Below are 14,565 nucleotides of genomic sequence, written 5' to 3'. Positions count from 1 at the left end.
GAGGTGTCCTCCTTTCGAAACGATCACATCGGTGACACGCGTGACGAGGCACGTCGTCGCGTGTCGCGCGGCCGGGCTGCGAGTGCCCGGCAATGCGGCGCCGGCTCACAGCCGGTTACGGATCGCCTGGCCGAGCAAGGCACGCGATTCGCTGTTCGTCGGGTCGATCGCGAGCGCCCGGCTCGCGTTTTGCTCGACACAGTTCCATTCGTCGATCACCGCGCACGAGCGCGCCTTCGCCAGCGCACGCGCGCTTTCCAGTTCCGCGTGCGTGACACTCGCCGTCTGCATGCGCGTGGGGTCGGTGCCGTACGCCCGGGGTTTGGGCGCGAAGTTCATCCGCTTGTCCGTGCCTGCCAGCGTGTCCGCATGCGGCGGCCGATGCGTGGCGCCGTGCCGCGTGGCGGCGCGACCGGAGGCGGTTGCCGGCTGCGTACCGGCCGCGAGTGTCACGGGTGGCGCATGCGACGGCCGCCGGTGCGTCGCGACGGCGCGGGAAGCGGGGTGCGGCGCGGTTTCCGGTGCGACCGCGAGCGTGACGGGCGGCACGGTCGATACCTCGGGTGCAGCCGACGCCGACGCTGCCTGCCATGGCGGCGCGGGTGGTGTGGCCTGCGCGCGTGTCGACGCCGGCACGGGCGCGACGGATGTGCCGGACGACGTGCTCGTGCGGGAGGCCAGGGTCACGATCGCGTTGCGATACTTCCCGACCGCGGTTCCGATTGCGCTGGAGATGTCGTGCGCCACGCTCGGGTGGCCGACTGTCGTGTCTCGCTCGGCATACGCGAAGATGCCGAAGATCGTGGCAAACGCGACGAAGCTGAGTGCTGCGTTCTTTCCCGGGCCCCAGGAGGGTTTCGGCTGGGAGGCGGGCGAGCGGTCCGGTCGTTCGGCAGGAGGCATGCAATGCTCCTTGATTCGATGCGCGGCGGTGAAGGGCGTGATCGGGGCGGGGTCAGGCGGGACTTACCATCGCAACTGCGTGGAGAGTGCCCCCGTTTCCACGATCGCGAACTGGGTGGCGCCCTGGTACGTCCCTTCCACCCGGTAACTTGCGTCGGGCACGCTGAACAGGCAGCGCGACCCGGACGCGTTGAATTCGACGAGCACGCGCCCATGGCGCCGCAGGCGCACCTGCACATTCGCAAGCGGCTGCCCGGTGCTGGCCGAAGCAAACGACACGCCCAGGTTGTACGGCCGGCCGTCGGGAGGCAGCGGCGCCGTGCCGTCGATCCGCGCGTCGCCGCAGATATACGAGATCACGTAGCGTCCGTCGCCGGGACCCGACGCAGGCGTCTGGGCCGTTGCATTCATGCAGAGCGCGGAGAGGGCGGCGCTCAGGAAGGGGCGAGCGTGCTGTCGAATCGAGGAAGGCATTGCAACCTCCGTTCCGGAATCAATGACGAGTATTTATTCCGAGTCAAATTTGCCAGCGTTCTTTTTGCGACACGCTATTGATACACGATGGATTACGAACCAACAATCGCGTGTGGCCCGAATGGGACGGCGGTGAAATATCCTATTTACATAGGATAAGGGCGGATTTGCATGACTCTCTTAATACTGAAGAAAGTCGATATTGCCGAATATGAATATTGCTATTCGGTAGCGATGATCCCGCACGCATTGAATCACGTCTGTCGTATCGGCATTCGTGCCGAAAAATAACGACTGATAAAAGGAATATTTGCGACTGTGTTTGCGGCGAATCGAGGTCGATTCGGGTACAGGTCGAGCGAAATAACAGGGCAGTGTGACGTTGCTGGTATTTTAGATTGTTACGGGTGAATCGAAACTTTTAATTTGTTCTGTAACAGGTTATTTCTGTCCTGATAATAAGACGGAATATATCCGGGTATCGTGTCGGATGTAAAAAAATCAAGCCGTGAATTGCAAACGTTTGCGATTCCACTGATAACGATTACCGGTCTGGCGCGTTATTTTTCAGGCGACGGCGGGATCGCAGTTTGCTGTCGGAAAAGCGGGTCGCGTTCGCCGGGAAGCGACGCGGATGCATGTGCACTCCGCATGGTTGAAATTGGCGGTTGCGTTCGCGTCGTCGCCGGACACGACGCGAACGCGAACGCAAACACAATCGCGAAGATCAGCGGCCGGCGCCCGCGCTGCGCCGTGCGATGCGCGTCGCCGGCGCGGATGCCTGTTCGTCTGCGCCGACGGCACCTTCGACCGCTGCGCGCGGCCGGTTCATGATGTACGTCCACAGTTGCTCGGCCGCGAGCCCGCGCTTGCGGGCCGACCGATACAGGCGGATTTCGAGTTCGGTGATCCAGTCGCCGGAACCCGCGCATACGAGCGTGCCTTCCGCGAGTTCCTTCGCGACGCAGCTTTCCGGCAGCCAGCCGATCCCGTGCCCGGCCACGACCATGCCCTTCAACGCCTCGGACATGTGCGTCTCGAAGCACCGGTGCACCACGTACGGCTCGGTTGCGTTCAGCAGCAGCATCTCGACGATGTTGCCGAGGAACGCGCCCGACGAATACGCGAGCAGCGGCAGCGGTGCGTCGGGTGTGCCCGGCAGCTGGAACACGGGCTTGCCGCGCGCGTCGGGCGTCGATACGGGCAGGATCCGTTCGACGCCGAGGCTGACGAACGGGAAGTGGTTCGGGTCGAGCACGATCGGCAACTGCGGATGGTGATAGCCGAGCAGCAGGTCGCATTCACCTTCGACGAGCTGCTGCACGCCTTCCGGCACGTTCACCGCGTTCACGCGTGCGGTCACGTGGCCGACTTCGCCGTTGAGCTGCTTGAGCCATTCGGGAAACAGCGTGAAGACGAGCGTATGGGCGACCGCGAAACGCACGACCTGATCACTGGCCGCGAACTGGTCGTAGCCGTTCACGAGATTGCGCGCCGCATACATGCTGCGCAGGATGTCAGCGGCGAGCCCGCGGAACATCTGGCCGGCCGGCGTCAGCGTGATCGGGTTGATGCTCCGGTCGACCAGCTTCGCGTCCATCCAGGTTTCGAGTGCGGCAATTCGTCTGCTGAATGCCGACTGCGTGAGGTGCCGGTGACGTGCGGCCCGGGAAAAACTCTTGGTATCCGCAAGGCTCAGGAAATCTTCCAGCCACTTTGCTTCCATTTCGATCTTCGCTTTTTATAGTCGGGCGCCTGAAGGGCGGCACCCCGTGCTGCACCAATTTTCTAGCGTACCGCGCCTCGCATGGGTCGGCCCGATGTTTTTTTTCGATCGGTGTCAGTCGAAATATGCATGGGCGTTTTCGGCGGGATTACGGCTGCATAGCGTTGAGGTGCCGGATCCGGCTAACCGGACAGTTCACAGCATCGAACTGCCGGCGCGCCGCAGACGGTACTTCCCCCAGGGCCGGTTGCGCCGTGTGCGTGCCGGCCCGCCTCCATTGTGGCGGCCCGGTGCCCGGTCGCGCCGTTTTTTTTGTGCAGTGCAGATTGCACATTCGTGACACGCGGGGGAACTATGTTCGGAAGACGCGGCGCAGCATCGGCCGTGCGCGCCTGCGACGCACCGTCGTCGCACGTCGCGTCGGGTGCTGCACCACTGTGGTGCGCAATATCGCCCGGGCGTGCCTGGCGCGGCGCAAAAAGGGGGGATTATCGAGGGAGCCCGCAAGGCACGTTCCTTGCAACGCAGTCGTTACGCCGGTCCGGCATGCGCAATGCCGGGGAAAACGATCGATGGAGAAAAGATCGATGAAGCCATTCGATGAAATGCTGCAATCCGGCGACATGGTAAGGGCGCCTTACGCGCGCCTGAAGCAGTGGCTCGACACGCAGAATCCCGCGAGCCTCGCCCAGAAAGCCCACGACGCGGAAGGCGTGTTCCGCAAGACGGGCATCACGTTCGCCGTCTACGGCGACGCGGAGGCCGCCGAGCGGCTGATTCCGTTCGACATCGTCCCGCGCATCATCTCGGGCACGGAATGGAGCCGGCTTTCGCTCGGCATCGAGCAGCGCGTGATGGCGCTCAACGCGTTCCTCGACGACATCTACCATCGTCAGGAAATCGTGCGCGCCGGCATCGTGCCGAAGCACCTGATCGCGCACAACGAAGCGTTCATCCCGGAGATGATCGACTTCCGGCCGCCCGGCAACGTTTACACGCACATCATCGGCGTCGACATCGTGCGCACCGGCGAGAACGAGTTCTACGTGCTGGAAGACAACGCGCGCACGCCGTCCGGCGTGTCGTACATGCTGGAAAACCGCGAGACGATGATGCAGCTCTTCCCGGAGCTGTTCCAGCAGGTCAAGGTGCGCCCGGTCGAAACCTATCCGCAGATGCTGCGCCAGTCGCTCGCGGCCGTATGCCCGCCGGGCGGCAACGCCGACAACCCGACCGTCGCGGTGCTCACGCCGGGTATCCACAACTCCGCTTACTACGAACATTCGTTCCTCGCCGACCAGATGGGCGTGCATCTCGTCGAAGGCAGCGACCTGCAGGTGATCGACGGCCGCGTCGCGATGCGCACGACCGAAGGTTTCCAGCCGATCGACGTGCTGTACCGCCGCGTCGACGACGCGTTCCTCGATCCGCTCACGTTCCGCCCCGATTCGGTGCTCGGCGTCGCGGGGATCATGGACGTCTACCGCGCGGGCAACATCACGATCGCGAACGCGCCCGGCACGGGCATCGCCGACGACAAGGCGATCTACTCGTACATGCCGGAGATCGTCGAGTTCTACACGGGCCGCAAGGCGCTGCTGGAGAACGTGCCGACCTGGCGCTGCGGCGAGGCCGACAGCCTGAAGTACGTGCTCGACCATCTCGACGAACTGGTCGTGAAGGAAGTGCACGGCTCGGGCGGCTACGGGATGCTGGTCGGGCCGGCCGCGTCGAAAGCGGAGATCGAGGCGTTCGCCGCGAAGCTGCGCGCGCGCCCCGCGAACTACATCGCGCAACCGACGCTCGCGCTGTCCACGACGCCGATCCTGACCGACGCCGGCCTTGCGCCGCGCCACGTCGACCTGCGGCCGTTCGTGCTGGTGTCGGACCGGATCCGCATCACCCCGGGCGGGCTCACGCGGGTCGCGCTGAAGGAGGGATCGCTCGTCGTCAACTCGAGCCAGGGCGGCGGCACCAAGGACACCTGGGTGCTGGCCGACTGAGCCGGATGCTACCGCGCGCGCCGGAGCCGGCGCGCGAACCGAACGAAGACGGAGTGGACACGAGATGCTTCTGGGACGTACTGCAAGCGGTCTCTACTGGATGTACCGCTATATCGAGCGCGCGGAGAATATCGCGCGCATCGTCGATGCCGGGCTGCGGATGGCGCTCACGCGCACGTCCGACGCGCCGGCCGAATGGTCGTCGGTGCTCGTCAGCTCGGGCACGGATGAAGGTTACCGGCAGAAATACGACGCGTATGCGGCCGATACCGTGACCGACTACCTGCTGCGCGACCGCGACAACCCGTCGAGCGTGCTGTCGTGCATCGAGGCCGCGCGCTCGAATGCGCGGATGGTGCGCACGGCGCTCACGCGCGAGGCGTGGGAGAGCGTGAACGGCGCTTGGCTCGCGCTGCGCCGCGCGCTCGCGCAGCCGGTGCCGGAAAGCGAGCTGCCGGCCGTGCTCGACCAGGTGAAGCGCGAAACCGCGCTGATCCTCGGCAGCTTCTACAGCACGATGCTGCGCAACGAGATCTTCGATTTCGCGCAGATCGGCGCGTTCGTCGAGCGCGCCGACAACACCGCGCGGATCATCGACGTGAAATACCACCTGCTGCTGCCGTCGGTGTCGCACGTCGGCACGATCCTCGACAACTACCAGTGGGAGACGATCCTGCGCTGCGTCGCCGCGCATCGTTCGTACCGCTGGGTGTACGACGTGCAGTACAAGCCGATGAACATCGCCGACTACCTGATCCTGAACGGCCGCATGCCGCGTTCGCTGCGCTATTGCTACGGGCGCGTCGTGTCGAGCCTGAACCTGCTCGCAAAGGATTACGGCGTGACACACCCGTGTCACGACACGGCCACGAAGATCCTGCAGATGCTGTCCGATACGTCGGTCGAGCGGATCTTCAAGAGCGGCCTGCACGAATTCCTGACCGACTTCATCGGCCGCAACAACAGCCTCGGGATCGAAATCGCCCAGGCCTACAACTTCGACTGAGACTTGCCATGCGACTCGCCATTCGACACATCTCGCGTTATCAGTTCGACGATCAAGCCACCCATGCGCTGCAACGGCTGCGGCTGCGCCCGCAATCAGGCCCCGGGCAGACGGTGCGCGCGTGGCAGGTCACGATCGACGGCGTCGAGCCGTCGCTGTCGTACGCCGACGGGCTCGGCAACCGCATCGACCTCGTGCGGCACGAGCGCGGCGCGAAGGCCGAGATCGTCGTCATCGCGGCCGGCGTCGTCGAGACGCAGGACCGCGCCGGCATTCTCGGTAATCCTGAAGGCTATGCGCCGCCGTGGATCTTCGAACGCGAGACCGCGCTCACGAAGGCCGGCGACACCGTGCGCGAGCTCACGGAAGCGCTGCCCATCGACCCGCGCGGCCTCGACGCATTGCACTGGCTGATGACGGAAGTGCACGACCGCATCGCGTATGCGCCGAACCTGGCCGCCGACGCGCCCGTCGACGCGGAAACCGCGCTGCAAAGCGGCGAGGGCACGAGCCGCGACCATGCGCATGCGTTCATCGCGGCCGCGCGCGTGCTGAAGATTCCCGCCCGCTATATCTCGGGCTACGTGCTGGCGGACAGCGCGATGCAGCGCATCGCCGACGCGAAGCAGAACGTGGGTGACGACGAGCAGGAAGAAGCGCTCGCGCTGCAGAGCGGCGAGGGCATGCAGCAGGTGCTCGGCGCGTCGCACGCCGCGCAATCGCAGGGGCTGCCGCAGCCGGCGCTCGGTGCACAGCCGCAAGCGGCCGGGCTGATGCAGCAGCCGGCCGGCCATGCGTGGGCCGAGGCCTATGTCGAAGGGCTCGGCTGGGTCGGGTTCGATCCGTTCATGAATCGCTGCCCGGACGAGCGCTACGTGCGCATCGCGGTCGGCCTCGACTATCGCGACGCGCAGCCGGTGACGGGGCTCGGCGCGACGACCGTCGGCGTCGAGATCAGCGTCGTGCAGACACCCGAGCTCGTCTGACCCGACGCGCGTTTTCGCCGAATCCGCCAGGCCGGGCCGCCGCGTCGCGTTCAACGCGACGCGGCGCGCGGCCGGCCCAACCCGAACCGAGCTCCCATGTCCATCCACGTCGCGCTGCATCACACCACCCGCTATCGCTACGACCGGCTCGTCAACCTCGGCCCGCAGGTCGTGCGGCTGCGGCCCGCGCCGCACTGCCGGACGCCGATCCTCGCGTATTCGATGACGGTCGAGCCCGCGCAGCACTTCATCAACTGGCAGCAGGACCCGTTCTCGAACTATCTCGCGCGGCTCGTGTTTCCGGAGCGCACCGAGCACTTCGAGATCACGATCGATCTCGTCGCCGAGATGTCGGTGTACAACCCGTTCGACTTCTTTCTGGAGGCGAGCGCGGAGCAATACCCGTTCAGCTATGACGATGCGCTGAAGACCGAGCTCGCGCCGTATCTCGTGTGCGACCCGCAGACGAGCGCGGCACCGCTGTTCCGCGCGTACGTCGACGGCGTCGATCGCACGCCGGCCGGCACCGTGAACTTCCTCGTCGCGCTGAACCAGCAACTGCAGCGCGACATCGGCTATCTCGTGCGGATGGAGCCGGGCGTGCAGACGCCCGAGCAGACGCTCGAGCTGGCGTCCGGCTCGTGCCGCGACAGCGCGTGGCTGCTCGTGCAGCTGTGCCGCCATCTCGGCATCGCCGCGCGTTTCGTGTCGGGCTACCTGATCCAGCTCACGCCCGACGTGAAGTCGCTCGACGGCCCGAGCGGCACGTCGGTCGACTTCACCGACCTCCACGCATGGTGCGAGGTGTACCTGCCGGGCGCCGGCTGGATCGGCTTCGACCCGACCTCGGGCCTGCTCGCGGGCGAGGGCCACATTCCGCTGGCCTGCACGCCGCAGCCGACGAGCGCCGCGCCGGTCGAGGGGCTGATCGACGAGTGCGAGGTGTCGTTCGAGCACGAGATGACCGTGACGCGCGTGTACGAATCGCCGCGCGTGACGAAGCCGTATACGGATTCGCAATGGGACGCCGTGCTGACGCTCGGTTCGCAGGTCGACGGCGCACTCGCGGCCGGCGACGTGCGGCTCACGCAGGGCGGCGAGCCGACCTTCGTGTCGATCGACGATCGCGACGGTGCCGAGTGGAACACCGACGCGCTCGGCCCGACCAAGCGCGGTTACGCGACCGAACTCGTGCAGCGGCTGCGCGCCGAGTACGGCGACGGCGGCTTCCTGCATTTCGGGCAGGGCAAGTGGTATCCGGGCGAGCAGCTGCCGCGCTGGGCGCTGTCGATCTTCTGGCGTGCCGACGGCCAGCCCGTGTGGCACGACCCGTCGCTGTTCGCCGACGAGCGCGAGCCGTCCGCGTATACGACCGACGACGCGAAGCGCTTCATCGATGCGCTGGCCGCGCGGCTGAACCTGACCGGCGAATTCATCCGGCCCGGCTACGAAGACGTCTGGTACTACCTGTGGCGCGAGCGCCGGCTGCCGGTCAACGTCGACCCGTTCGACTCGCGCCTCGACGACGAGCTCGAACGCGCGCGGTTGCGCAAGGTGTTCGAGCAGCAGCTCGACAGCGTGGTCGGCTACGTGCTGCCGGTCAAGCGCGTGGACACTGCGCCGGGCCTCGACGGGCCGCGCTGGCAGACGGGGCCGTGGTTCTTCCGCGACGAGCGGATGTACCTCGTGCCCGGTGATTCGCCGATGGGTTATCGGCTGCCGCTCGATTCGCTGCCGTGGGCCAGCCGTGCCGACTATCCGTATCTCGTCGAGCGCGATCCGTTCGCGCCGCGCGACGCGCTGCCGGAAGCCGCCGCGATCCGCGCGCGCTACGCGGGCCCGGCCGATGCGCCGCGCTACCTGTCCGGCGTGCATCGCGAGGCGTCCGCGCAGACCGTGATGCAGTGGCGCAACGACGGCGCGGCCGGGAACGGTCGGCCTGCCGCGCGCGACCCGGGTCGCGTTCCCGAGCGCTTCGAGTCGGCTGCGTGGATCACGCGCACCGCGCTGTGCGTCGAAGTGCGCAACGGCATCCTGTACCTGTTCATGCCGCCGCTTGCCGCGCTCGAGGATTATCTCGACCTGCTCGGCGCGATCGAGCTGACCGCGCACGCGCTGGGCGTGAAGCTCGTGCTGGAAGGCTATCCGCCGCCGCGCGACGCGCGGCTGAAGCTGCTGCAGGTGACGCCCGATCCCGGCGTGATCGAGGTGAACATCCATCCGGCCGCCAACTTCGACGAGCTCGTCGACCACACCGAATTCCTGTACGACGCCGCATGGCAGTCGCGGCTGTGCAGCGAGAAATTCATGGTCGACGGCCGCCACGTCGGCACCGGCGGCGGCAACCACTTCGTGCTCGGCGGCGCGACGCCGGCCGACAGCCCGTTCCTGCGCCGCCCGGACCTGCTCGCGAGCCTGATCGCGTACTGGCACAACCATCCGTCGCTGTCCTACCTGTTCTCCGGGCTGTTCATCGGGCCGACGAGCCAGGCGCCGCGCGTCGACGAGGCGCGCAACGACCAGCTCTACGAGCTCGACATCGCGTTCGCCGAGATCCAGCGCAACAAGCTGCTGTTCGGGCAGGACATGCCGCCGTGGCTGGTCGACCGCGTGCTGCGCAACCTGCTGATCGACGTGACGGGCAACACGCACCGCAGCGAATTCTGTATCGACAAGCTGTATTCGCCCGATTCGTCGACCGGCCGGCTCGGCCTGCTCGAACTGCGTGCGTTCGAGATGCCGCCGCATGCACGGATGAGCATCGTGCAGCAATTGCTGCTGCGCGCGCTGGTCGCGCGTTTCTGGGCCGCGCCGTACACGACGCCGCTCACGCGCTGGGGCACCGCGCTGCACGACCGCTTCATGCTGCCCGAGTTTCTTCAGATGGATTTCGACGACGTGCTGGCCGAGCTGCGCGACGCCGGTTTCGCGTTCGATCCGGCGTGGTTCGCGCCGCACTTCGAATTCCGCTTCCCGCTGTTCGGCCAGATCGCGGTGAACGGCATGCAGCTGTCGCTGCGCGGCGCGCTGGAACCGTGGCACGTGATGGGCGAGGAGGGTGCGCCCGGCGGCACGGTGCGCTACGTCGATTCGTCGGTCGAACGGCTCGAAGTGCGCGTGACGGGGCTGAACGACAACCGCCACGTCGTGACCGTCAACGGCCGCGCGTTGCCGCTGCAGCCGACCGGCACCGTCGGCGAATACGTCGCGGGGGTGCGCTACAAGGCGTGGTCGCCGCCGTCCGCGCTGCATCCGACCATCGGCGTGCACGCGCCGCTCACGTTCGACATCGTCGATACGTGGCTGCAGCGCTCGCTCGGCGGCTGCCGCTACCACGTCGCGCATCCGGGCGGGCGCAACTACGCGACGTTCCCGGTCAATGCCTACGAAGCGGAGAGCCGCCGGCTCGCACGCTTCGTCGAGATGGGGCATACGCCGGGGCGGATGGAGGTCGCGCCCGCCGCGCCGAGCCGCGAATTCCCGTTCACGCTCGACCTGCGGCGGCCGTGACCGGACGATGACGAGGCGGACGACGATGCGCGGTGTGCGGTCTCCCGGCAAATGGGGTGATGGCGGCCCCGCCGGAATGCTAGGATGCGGGCAGATTGCGGCCGCACGCCGCGTATCGCCGCCGGCGCGGCGGCGCGCGTGCGCGGCCGCGCCCTGACGACGGAACGACACCGTGCCGCCCATAAACATCGACCATCTCGCCGCCCTCGACGCGATGCCCACGCTTTTCGATACCGGCGCGCAGCCGGATGCCGCGGAACTGGCCGCCGCGCTCGCGGCGCCGGCGGCCGCCGGCCGCTACGACGAACTGCGCGGCAGCGCGGCCGGCCTGAACGCGCCTGCGCTCGCGCCCGCGTGGCGCAGTTTCTTCACATCGATCGGCAGCGACGGCGTGGCCGACCTCGATCGCCGCGCCGACGCGCTGCACCGGCGCATGCGCGAGAACGGCCTGTTCTACCAATTGCACGAGCAGCGCGCCGGCGACGGCGCGGCCGGCCCGTGGTCGCTCGACCTGCTGCCGCTGATCGTCACGCCCGAGGACTGGGTTGCGATCGAGCGCGGCGTGCTCCAGCGCGTGCGGCTGCTCAACGCGACGCTGGCCGACCTGTACGGGCCGCAGACGATCCTCGAGCGCGGGCTGCTGCCGCCCGCGCTCGTCACCGGGCACCCCGGCTACCTGCGCGCGATGCGCGGCGCGAGCGTGCCGGGCGACACCTGGCTGCACGTGGTCGCGTTCGATCTCGCGCGTGGCCCGGACGGGCAGTGGCGGATCGTCGCGCAGCACACGCAGGGCCCGGCCGGCCTCGGCTACCTGCTCGAAAACCGGCTGATCGTGTCGCGGCTCTTTCCGCGCGGGTTTCGCGGGCTGCGCGTGCAGCGGCTCGCGTCCGCGTACCGCGCGCTGCTGCAGAGCATGCAGGCGCTCAGCCCGGCCCGCAAGAACTCGCGGATCGTGCTGCTGACGCCGGGGCCGCACAGCGCGACGTATTTCGAGCACGCGTATCTCGCGCGCTACCTCGGCCTCACGCTCGTCGAAGGCGGCGACCTGACCGCGCGCGACAACCGCGTATTCCTGAAGACGCTGAGCGGCCTCGAACCCGTGCACGGCATCCTGCGGCGTGTCGACGACGCGTGGCTCGATCCGCTCGAACTGCGGCCCGATTCGATGCTCGGCGTGCCGGGGCTGCTGCAGGCCGTGCGCGCGGGCAACGTGCTGCTCGCGAACGCGCCGGGCTCGGGCTTCCTCGAATCGCCGGCGATGCTCGGCTTCATGCCGCGTCTCGCGGAAGGGCTGCTCGGCGAAACGCTGACGCTGCCGGCCGTGCATTCGTGGTGGTGCGGCGAGGCGGCCGCGTGCGACGACGCGTTGCCGCAACTCGCGCGCGCCATCGTGAAGGCATCCTATCCACCCGACGTGCAGCCCGGCGGCCCGCTCGAGCCGGTGATCGGCGCGCGGCTCACGCAGGCGCAGCTGGCCGAGTGGCGCGCACGCATCCTCGCGCGGCCCGAACACTATACGGTGCAGGCCGACCTGCCGCTGTCGCAGGCGCCGACCTGGCCGCGTCAGGACGCGCCCGACGGCCACGGCGGCGCGCGCATCGTGCCGAAGCCGGTGCTGCTGCGCGTCTTCGCGCTCGCCGACGGTGCGCAGCGCTGGCGGCTCCTGCCGGGCGGGCTGTCACGGGTCGGCACGCGCGACACGCTGTTCAATGCGCCGATGCCGCGCGGCGGCAGCACCGTCGATACATGGGTGATGACCGAAGGCATCGTCGATTCGACGACGCTGCTGCAGACGCATCTCGGCCCCGACGACCTCGTCGAACGGCCGCGCGCGATCGCGAGCCGCGCGGCCGAGAACCTGTTCTGGCTCGGCCGTTACACCGAGCGCGCGACCAATCTGATGCGGCTCGCGCGCGCGGCGCTCGAACGGCTGCGCGGCGAGGACGACGTCGACAGCCCCGCGCACCTGGAGCTGCTCGACACGCTGTGCCGCGACACGGGCCTGATCGCGGCCGATGCACCGAACGCCGTCGATGCGCCGCGTGCGTTCCAGCACGCGCTCGCGACGTCGCTGACGCGCGGCGCGGATCGCACGTCGGGCATTGCGTCGTGCCTGTTCGGGATGCGTGGCGCGGCTGCCGCGATCCGCGAACGGCTGTCTAGCGACCAGTGGCGGCTGATCGACGACGCGACCCAGCTGTTCGCGGACAGCGCGGGCCAGCCGGAAGCCGAGGAACAGATCGGCAACGACGCGCTGCAGTTGCTGGAGCGCCTCGGCCTGCTGCTCGGCGCGATCACGGGCGCGCAGACCGACAACATGACGCGCGACGACGGCTGGCGGCTGCTGTCGATCGGCCGGCAGATCGACCGGCTGGACTTCCTGTGCAGCGTGCTGAAGTGCGCGTTCGACGAAGGCGCGGTGCACCGGCAGGACGGCTTCGAGCTCGTGCTGGAGCTGTTCGACAGCACGATCACGTTCCGTTCGCGTTTCCAGCGCGGCTTCGATGTCGCGCCGCTGCTGTCGCTCGTCGTGCTCGATACCGACAATCCGCGCTCGCTCGGCTGGGTCGTGCAGGCGCTGCGGGGCCGGCTGACGAAGGTCGAGCGCAGCGAGGGTTATGCGCTGTCCGAGCTGGCCGAGACGGTTCCGGACGTGCCCGCGTGGTCGCTGCACGAGCTGTGCGAAACCACCGACGGTGGCCGGCACGGCAAGCTGCTCGAAGCGCTCGACACGACGGCGAAGGCGGTCTGGGAACTGTCGAACCGGATCGGCGAGCGCTATTTCAGCCACGTACGCGAGGCGGGCAGGACGTTATGGTGACGACGAAAGGCGCGGGGAAAACCCCGCCGGGTTCCGGCGATGCCCGGAACGCATCGGCATCGGCCGCGGCCGCGAAAGCAACGACCGCCGACGTCGCGCCGGGCCGGTTGCTGCGCGTCACGCACGACACCGAATACCGTTACGCGGCGCGCGTCGAATCGGCGCAGCACCAGGCACGGCTGCAACCGCTCGAGACACCGCGCCAGCAAGTGCTGTCGTTCGCGCTCGACATCGATCCCGAGCCGGAATCGGTCTGTACCGAGATCGATGCATTCGGCAACGCGCGCGCATCGTTCGCGTTGAACCTGCCGCACGACGCGCTGCTCGTGCGCAGCCGCAGCACGGTACGCGTGACGCCGCCCGTGTGGTCGCGCGGTGCGCGCGGCGCGCCGCCGCCCGCCATCGCGCATCCCGACGCGAAACAGGCGACTGCGTGGGAAGCCGTCCGCGACCGCCTGCGGTTTCGTGCAGGGCAGCCTTACGATGCCGCGAGCGAATTCGTGTTCACGTCGCCGCATGTCGCGTGCGATGCCGAACTCGCCGCGTATGCGGCCGCGAGCTTCACGCCGCAACGGCCGCTCGTGCAGGCTGCCTGGGACCTGATGCGGCGCGTGCATGCCGATTTCGCGTATACGCCGAACAGCACCGACATCACGACGTCGGCGCTCGACGCGCTGCGCTTGCGCAAGGGCGTGTGCCAGGATTTCGCGCACGTGATGATCGGCGGGCTGCGCTCGCTCGGGCTGGCTGCGCGTTACGTGAGCGGCTACCTGCTGACGCAGCCGCCCCCCGGGCAGCCGCGGCTGATCGGCGCCGATGCGTCGCATGCGTGGGTCGAGGTGTACGACCCGGCATGGCCCGAGGACAACGGCTGGCTGCAGCTCGATCCGACCAATGATCGCGCGCCGGGCGACGACTACGTGATGCTGTCGATCGGCCGCGACTACGCGGACGTGACGCCGTTGCGCGGTGTGATCCGTGGCGGCGGTGCGGATCAGGAGCTGAAGGTCGGCGTGACGGTGGAGCCGCTCGACACGCCGTAATGTCGCGCGATGCCGCGTGCCCGCGCGCATTGCGGTTTAAGTCTTCGTTAATACTGCACGCCTAGCATGGCCATGCCGGCGAACGGATCTGGC

At 67.9% G+C, this 14,565-nt stretch carries 9 protein-coding genes; 6 read left to right on the top strand and 3 right to left on the bottom strand.

Annotated elements, in window-relative coordinates; all coding sequences use genetic code 11:
• Nucleotides 1-105: 105 nt before the first annotated feature.
• The 3 genes from ACTJLD_RS28390 to ACTJLD_RS28380 all read right to left on the bottom strand — a co-directional run bounded on the left by ACTJLD_RS28390 (nt 106) and on the right by ACTJLD_RS28380 (nt 3,103).
• Nucleotides 106-903: a hypothetical protein gene (locus ACTJLD_RS28390; protein ID WP_440660113.1), complete on the bottom strand. Its 798-nt coding sequence runs from the start codon at nt 901-903 to the stop codon at nt 106-108.
• Between the two features lie 63 nt (nt 904-966).
• On the bottom strand, nt 967-1,377 hold the full coding sequence (locus ACTJLD_RS28385; protein WP_027791301.1) for a hypothetical protein: 411 nt from the start codon (nt 1,375-1,377) through the stop codon (nt 967-969).
• Nucleotides 1,378-2,104: 727 nt separating this feature from the next.
• Nucleotides 2,105-3,103 carry a LysR substrate-binding domain-containing protein gene (locus ACTJLD_RS28380; protein WP_027791302.1) on the bottom strand — a complete coding sequence of 333 codons (999 nt, stop codon included), beginning with the start codon at nt 3,101-3,103 and terminating at the stop codon, nt 2,105-2,107.
• Between the two features lie 587 nt (nt 3,104-3,690).
• Here ACTJLD_RS28380 and ACTJLD_RS28375 point away from each other — a divergent pair.
• The 6 genes from ACTJLD_RS28375 to ACTJLD_RS28350 all read left to right on the top strand — a co-directional run bounded on the left by ACTJLD_RS28375 (nt 3,691) and on the right by ACTJLD_RS28350 (nt 14,472).
• Entirely contained in the window at nt 3,691-5,106 is a 1,416-nt protein-coding gene (locus ACTJLD_RS28375) for a circularly permuted type 2 ATP-grasp protein (protein WP_021162097.1), read from the top strand.
• A 64-nt stretch (nt 5,107-5,170) separates the two neighbouring features.
• Nucleotides 5,171-6,112, top strand: a complete 942-nt coding sequence (locus ACTJLD_RS28370) for an alpha-E domain-containing protein (RefSeq protein ID WP_021162096.1) — start codon at nt 5,171-5,173, stop codon at nt 6,110-6,112.
• Between the two features lie 8 nt (nt 6,113-6,120).
• Nucleotides 6,121-7,098, top strand: coding sequence for a transglutaminase family protein (locus ACTJLD_RS28365; protein WP_059696489.1), 978 nt, complete (start codon nt 6,121-6,123; stop codon nt 7,096-7,098).
• A 96-nt stretch (nt 7,099-7,194) separates the two neighbouring features.
• Nucleotides 7,195-10,608 (top strand): transglutaminase family protein, encoded by a 3,414-nt coding sequence (locus ACTJLD_RS28360; RefSeq protein ID WP_321909490.1) that lies wholly within the window; start codon nt 7,195-7,197, stop codon nt 10,606-10,608.
• A gap of 214 nt (nt 10,609-10,822) precedes the next feature.
• Nucleotides 10,823-13,429 carry a circularly permuted type 2 ATP-grasp protein gene (locus tag ACTJLD_RS28355; protein WP_124545816.1) on the top strand — a complete coding sequence of 869 codons (2,607 nt, stop codon included), beginning with the start codon at nt 10,823-10,825 and terminating at the stop codon, nt 13,427-13,429.
• Nucleotides 13,423-14,472, top strand: a complete 1,050-nt coding sequence (locus ACTJLD_RS28350) for a transglutaminase family protein (protein WP_174394264.1) — start codon at nt 13,423-13,425, stop codon at nt 14,470-14,472. The genes ACTJLD_RS28355 and ACTJLD_RS28350 overlap by 7 nt, the downstream gene beginning before the upstream one ends.
• Nucleotides 14,473-14,565 lie beyond the last annotated feature (93 nt).

This window comes from Burkholderia sp. 22088, assembly GCF_052045915.1.
Taxonomy (GTDB): domain Bacteria; phylum Pseudomonadota; class Gammaproteobacteria; order Burkholderiales; family Burkholderiaceae; genus Burkholderia; species Burkholderia cepacia.
Note: the sequence above shows the minus strand (reverse complement) of the source record. Positions and strands in the feature narration are given on the sequence as shown.

Excerpts from the sequence above, each read along its gene's own strand:
- ACTJLD_RS28365 (WP_059696489.1), top strand. The coding sequence starts at position 6,121 with ATGCGACTCGCCATTCGACACATCTCGCGTTATCAGTTCGACGATCAA.
- ACTJLD_RS28375 (WP_021162097.1), top strand. The coding sequence starts at position 3,691 with ATGAAGCCATTCGATGAAATGCTGCAATCCGGCGACATGGTAAGGGCG.
- ACTJLD_RS28360 (WP_321909490.1), top strand. The coding sequence starts at position 7,195 with ATGTCCATCCACGTCGCGCTGCATCACACCACCCGCTATCGCTACGAC.
- ACTJLD_RS28385 (WP_027791301.1), bottom strand. The coding sequence starts at position 1,377 with ATGCCTTCCTCGATTCGACAGCACGCTCGCCCCTTCCTGAGCGCCGCC.
- ACTJLD_RS28350 (WP_174394264.1), top strand. The coding sequence starts at position 13,423 with ATGGTGACGACGAAAGGCGCGGGGAAAACCCCGCCGGGTTCCGGCGAT.
- ACTJLD_RS28370 (WP_021162096.1), top strand. The coding sequence starts at position 5,171 with ATGCTTCTGGGACGTACTGCAAGCGGTCTCTACTGGATGTACCGCTAT.
- ACTJLD_RS28390 (WP_440660113.1), bottom strand. The coding sequence starts at position 903 with ATGCCTCCTGCCGAACGACCGGACCGCTCGCCCGCCTCCCAGCCGAAA.
- ACTJLD_RS28355 (WP_124545816.1), top strand. The coding sequence starts at position 10,823 with ATGCCCACGCTTTTCGATACCGGCGCGCAGCCGGATGCCGCGGAACTG.
- ACTJLD_RS28380 (WP_027791302.1), bottom strand. The coding sequence starts at position 3,103 with ATGGAAGCAAAGTGGCTGGAAGATTTCCTGAGCCTTGCGGATACCAAG.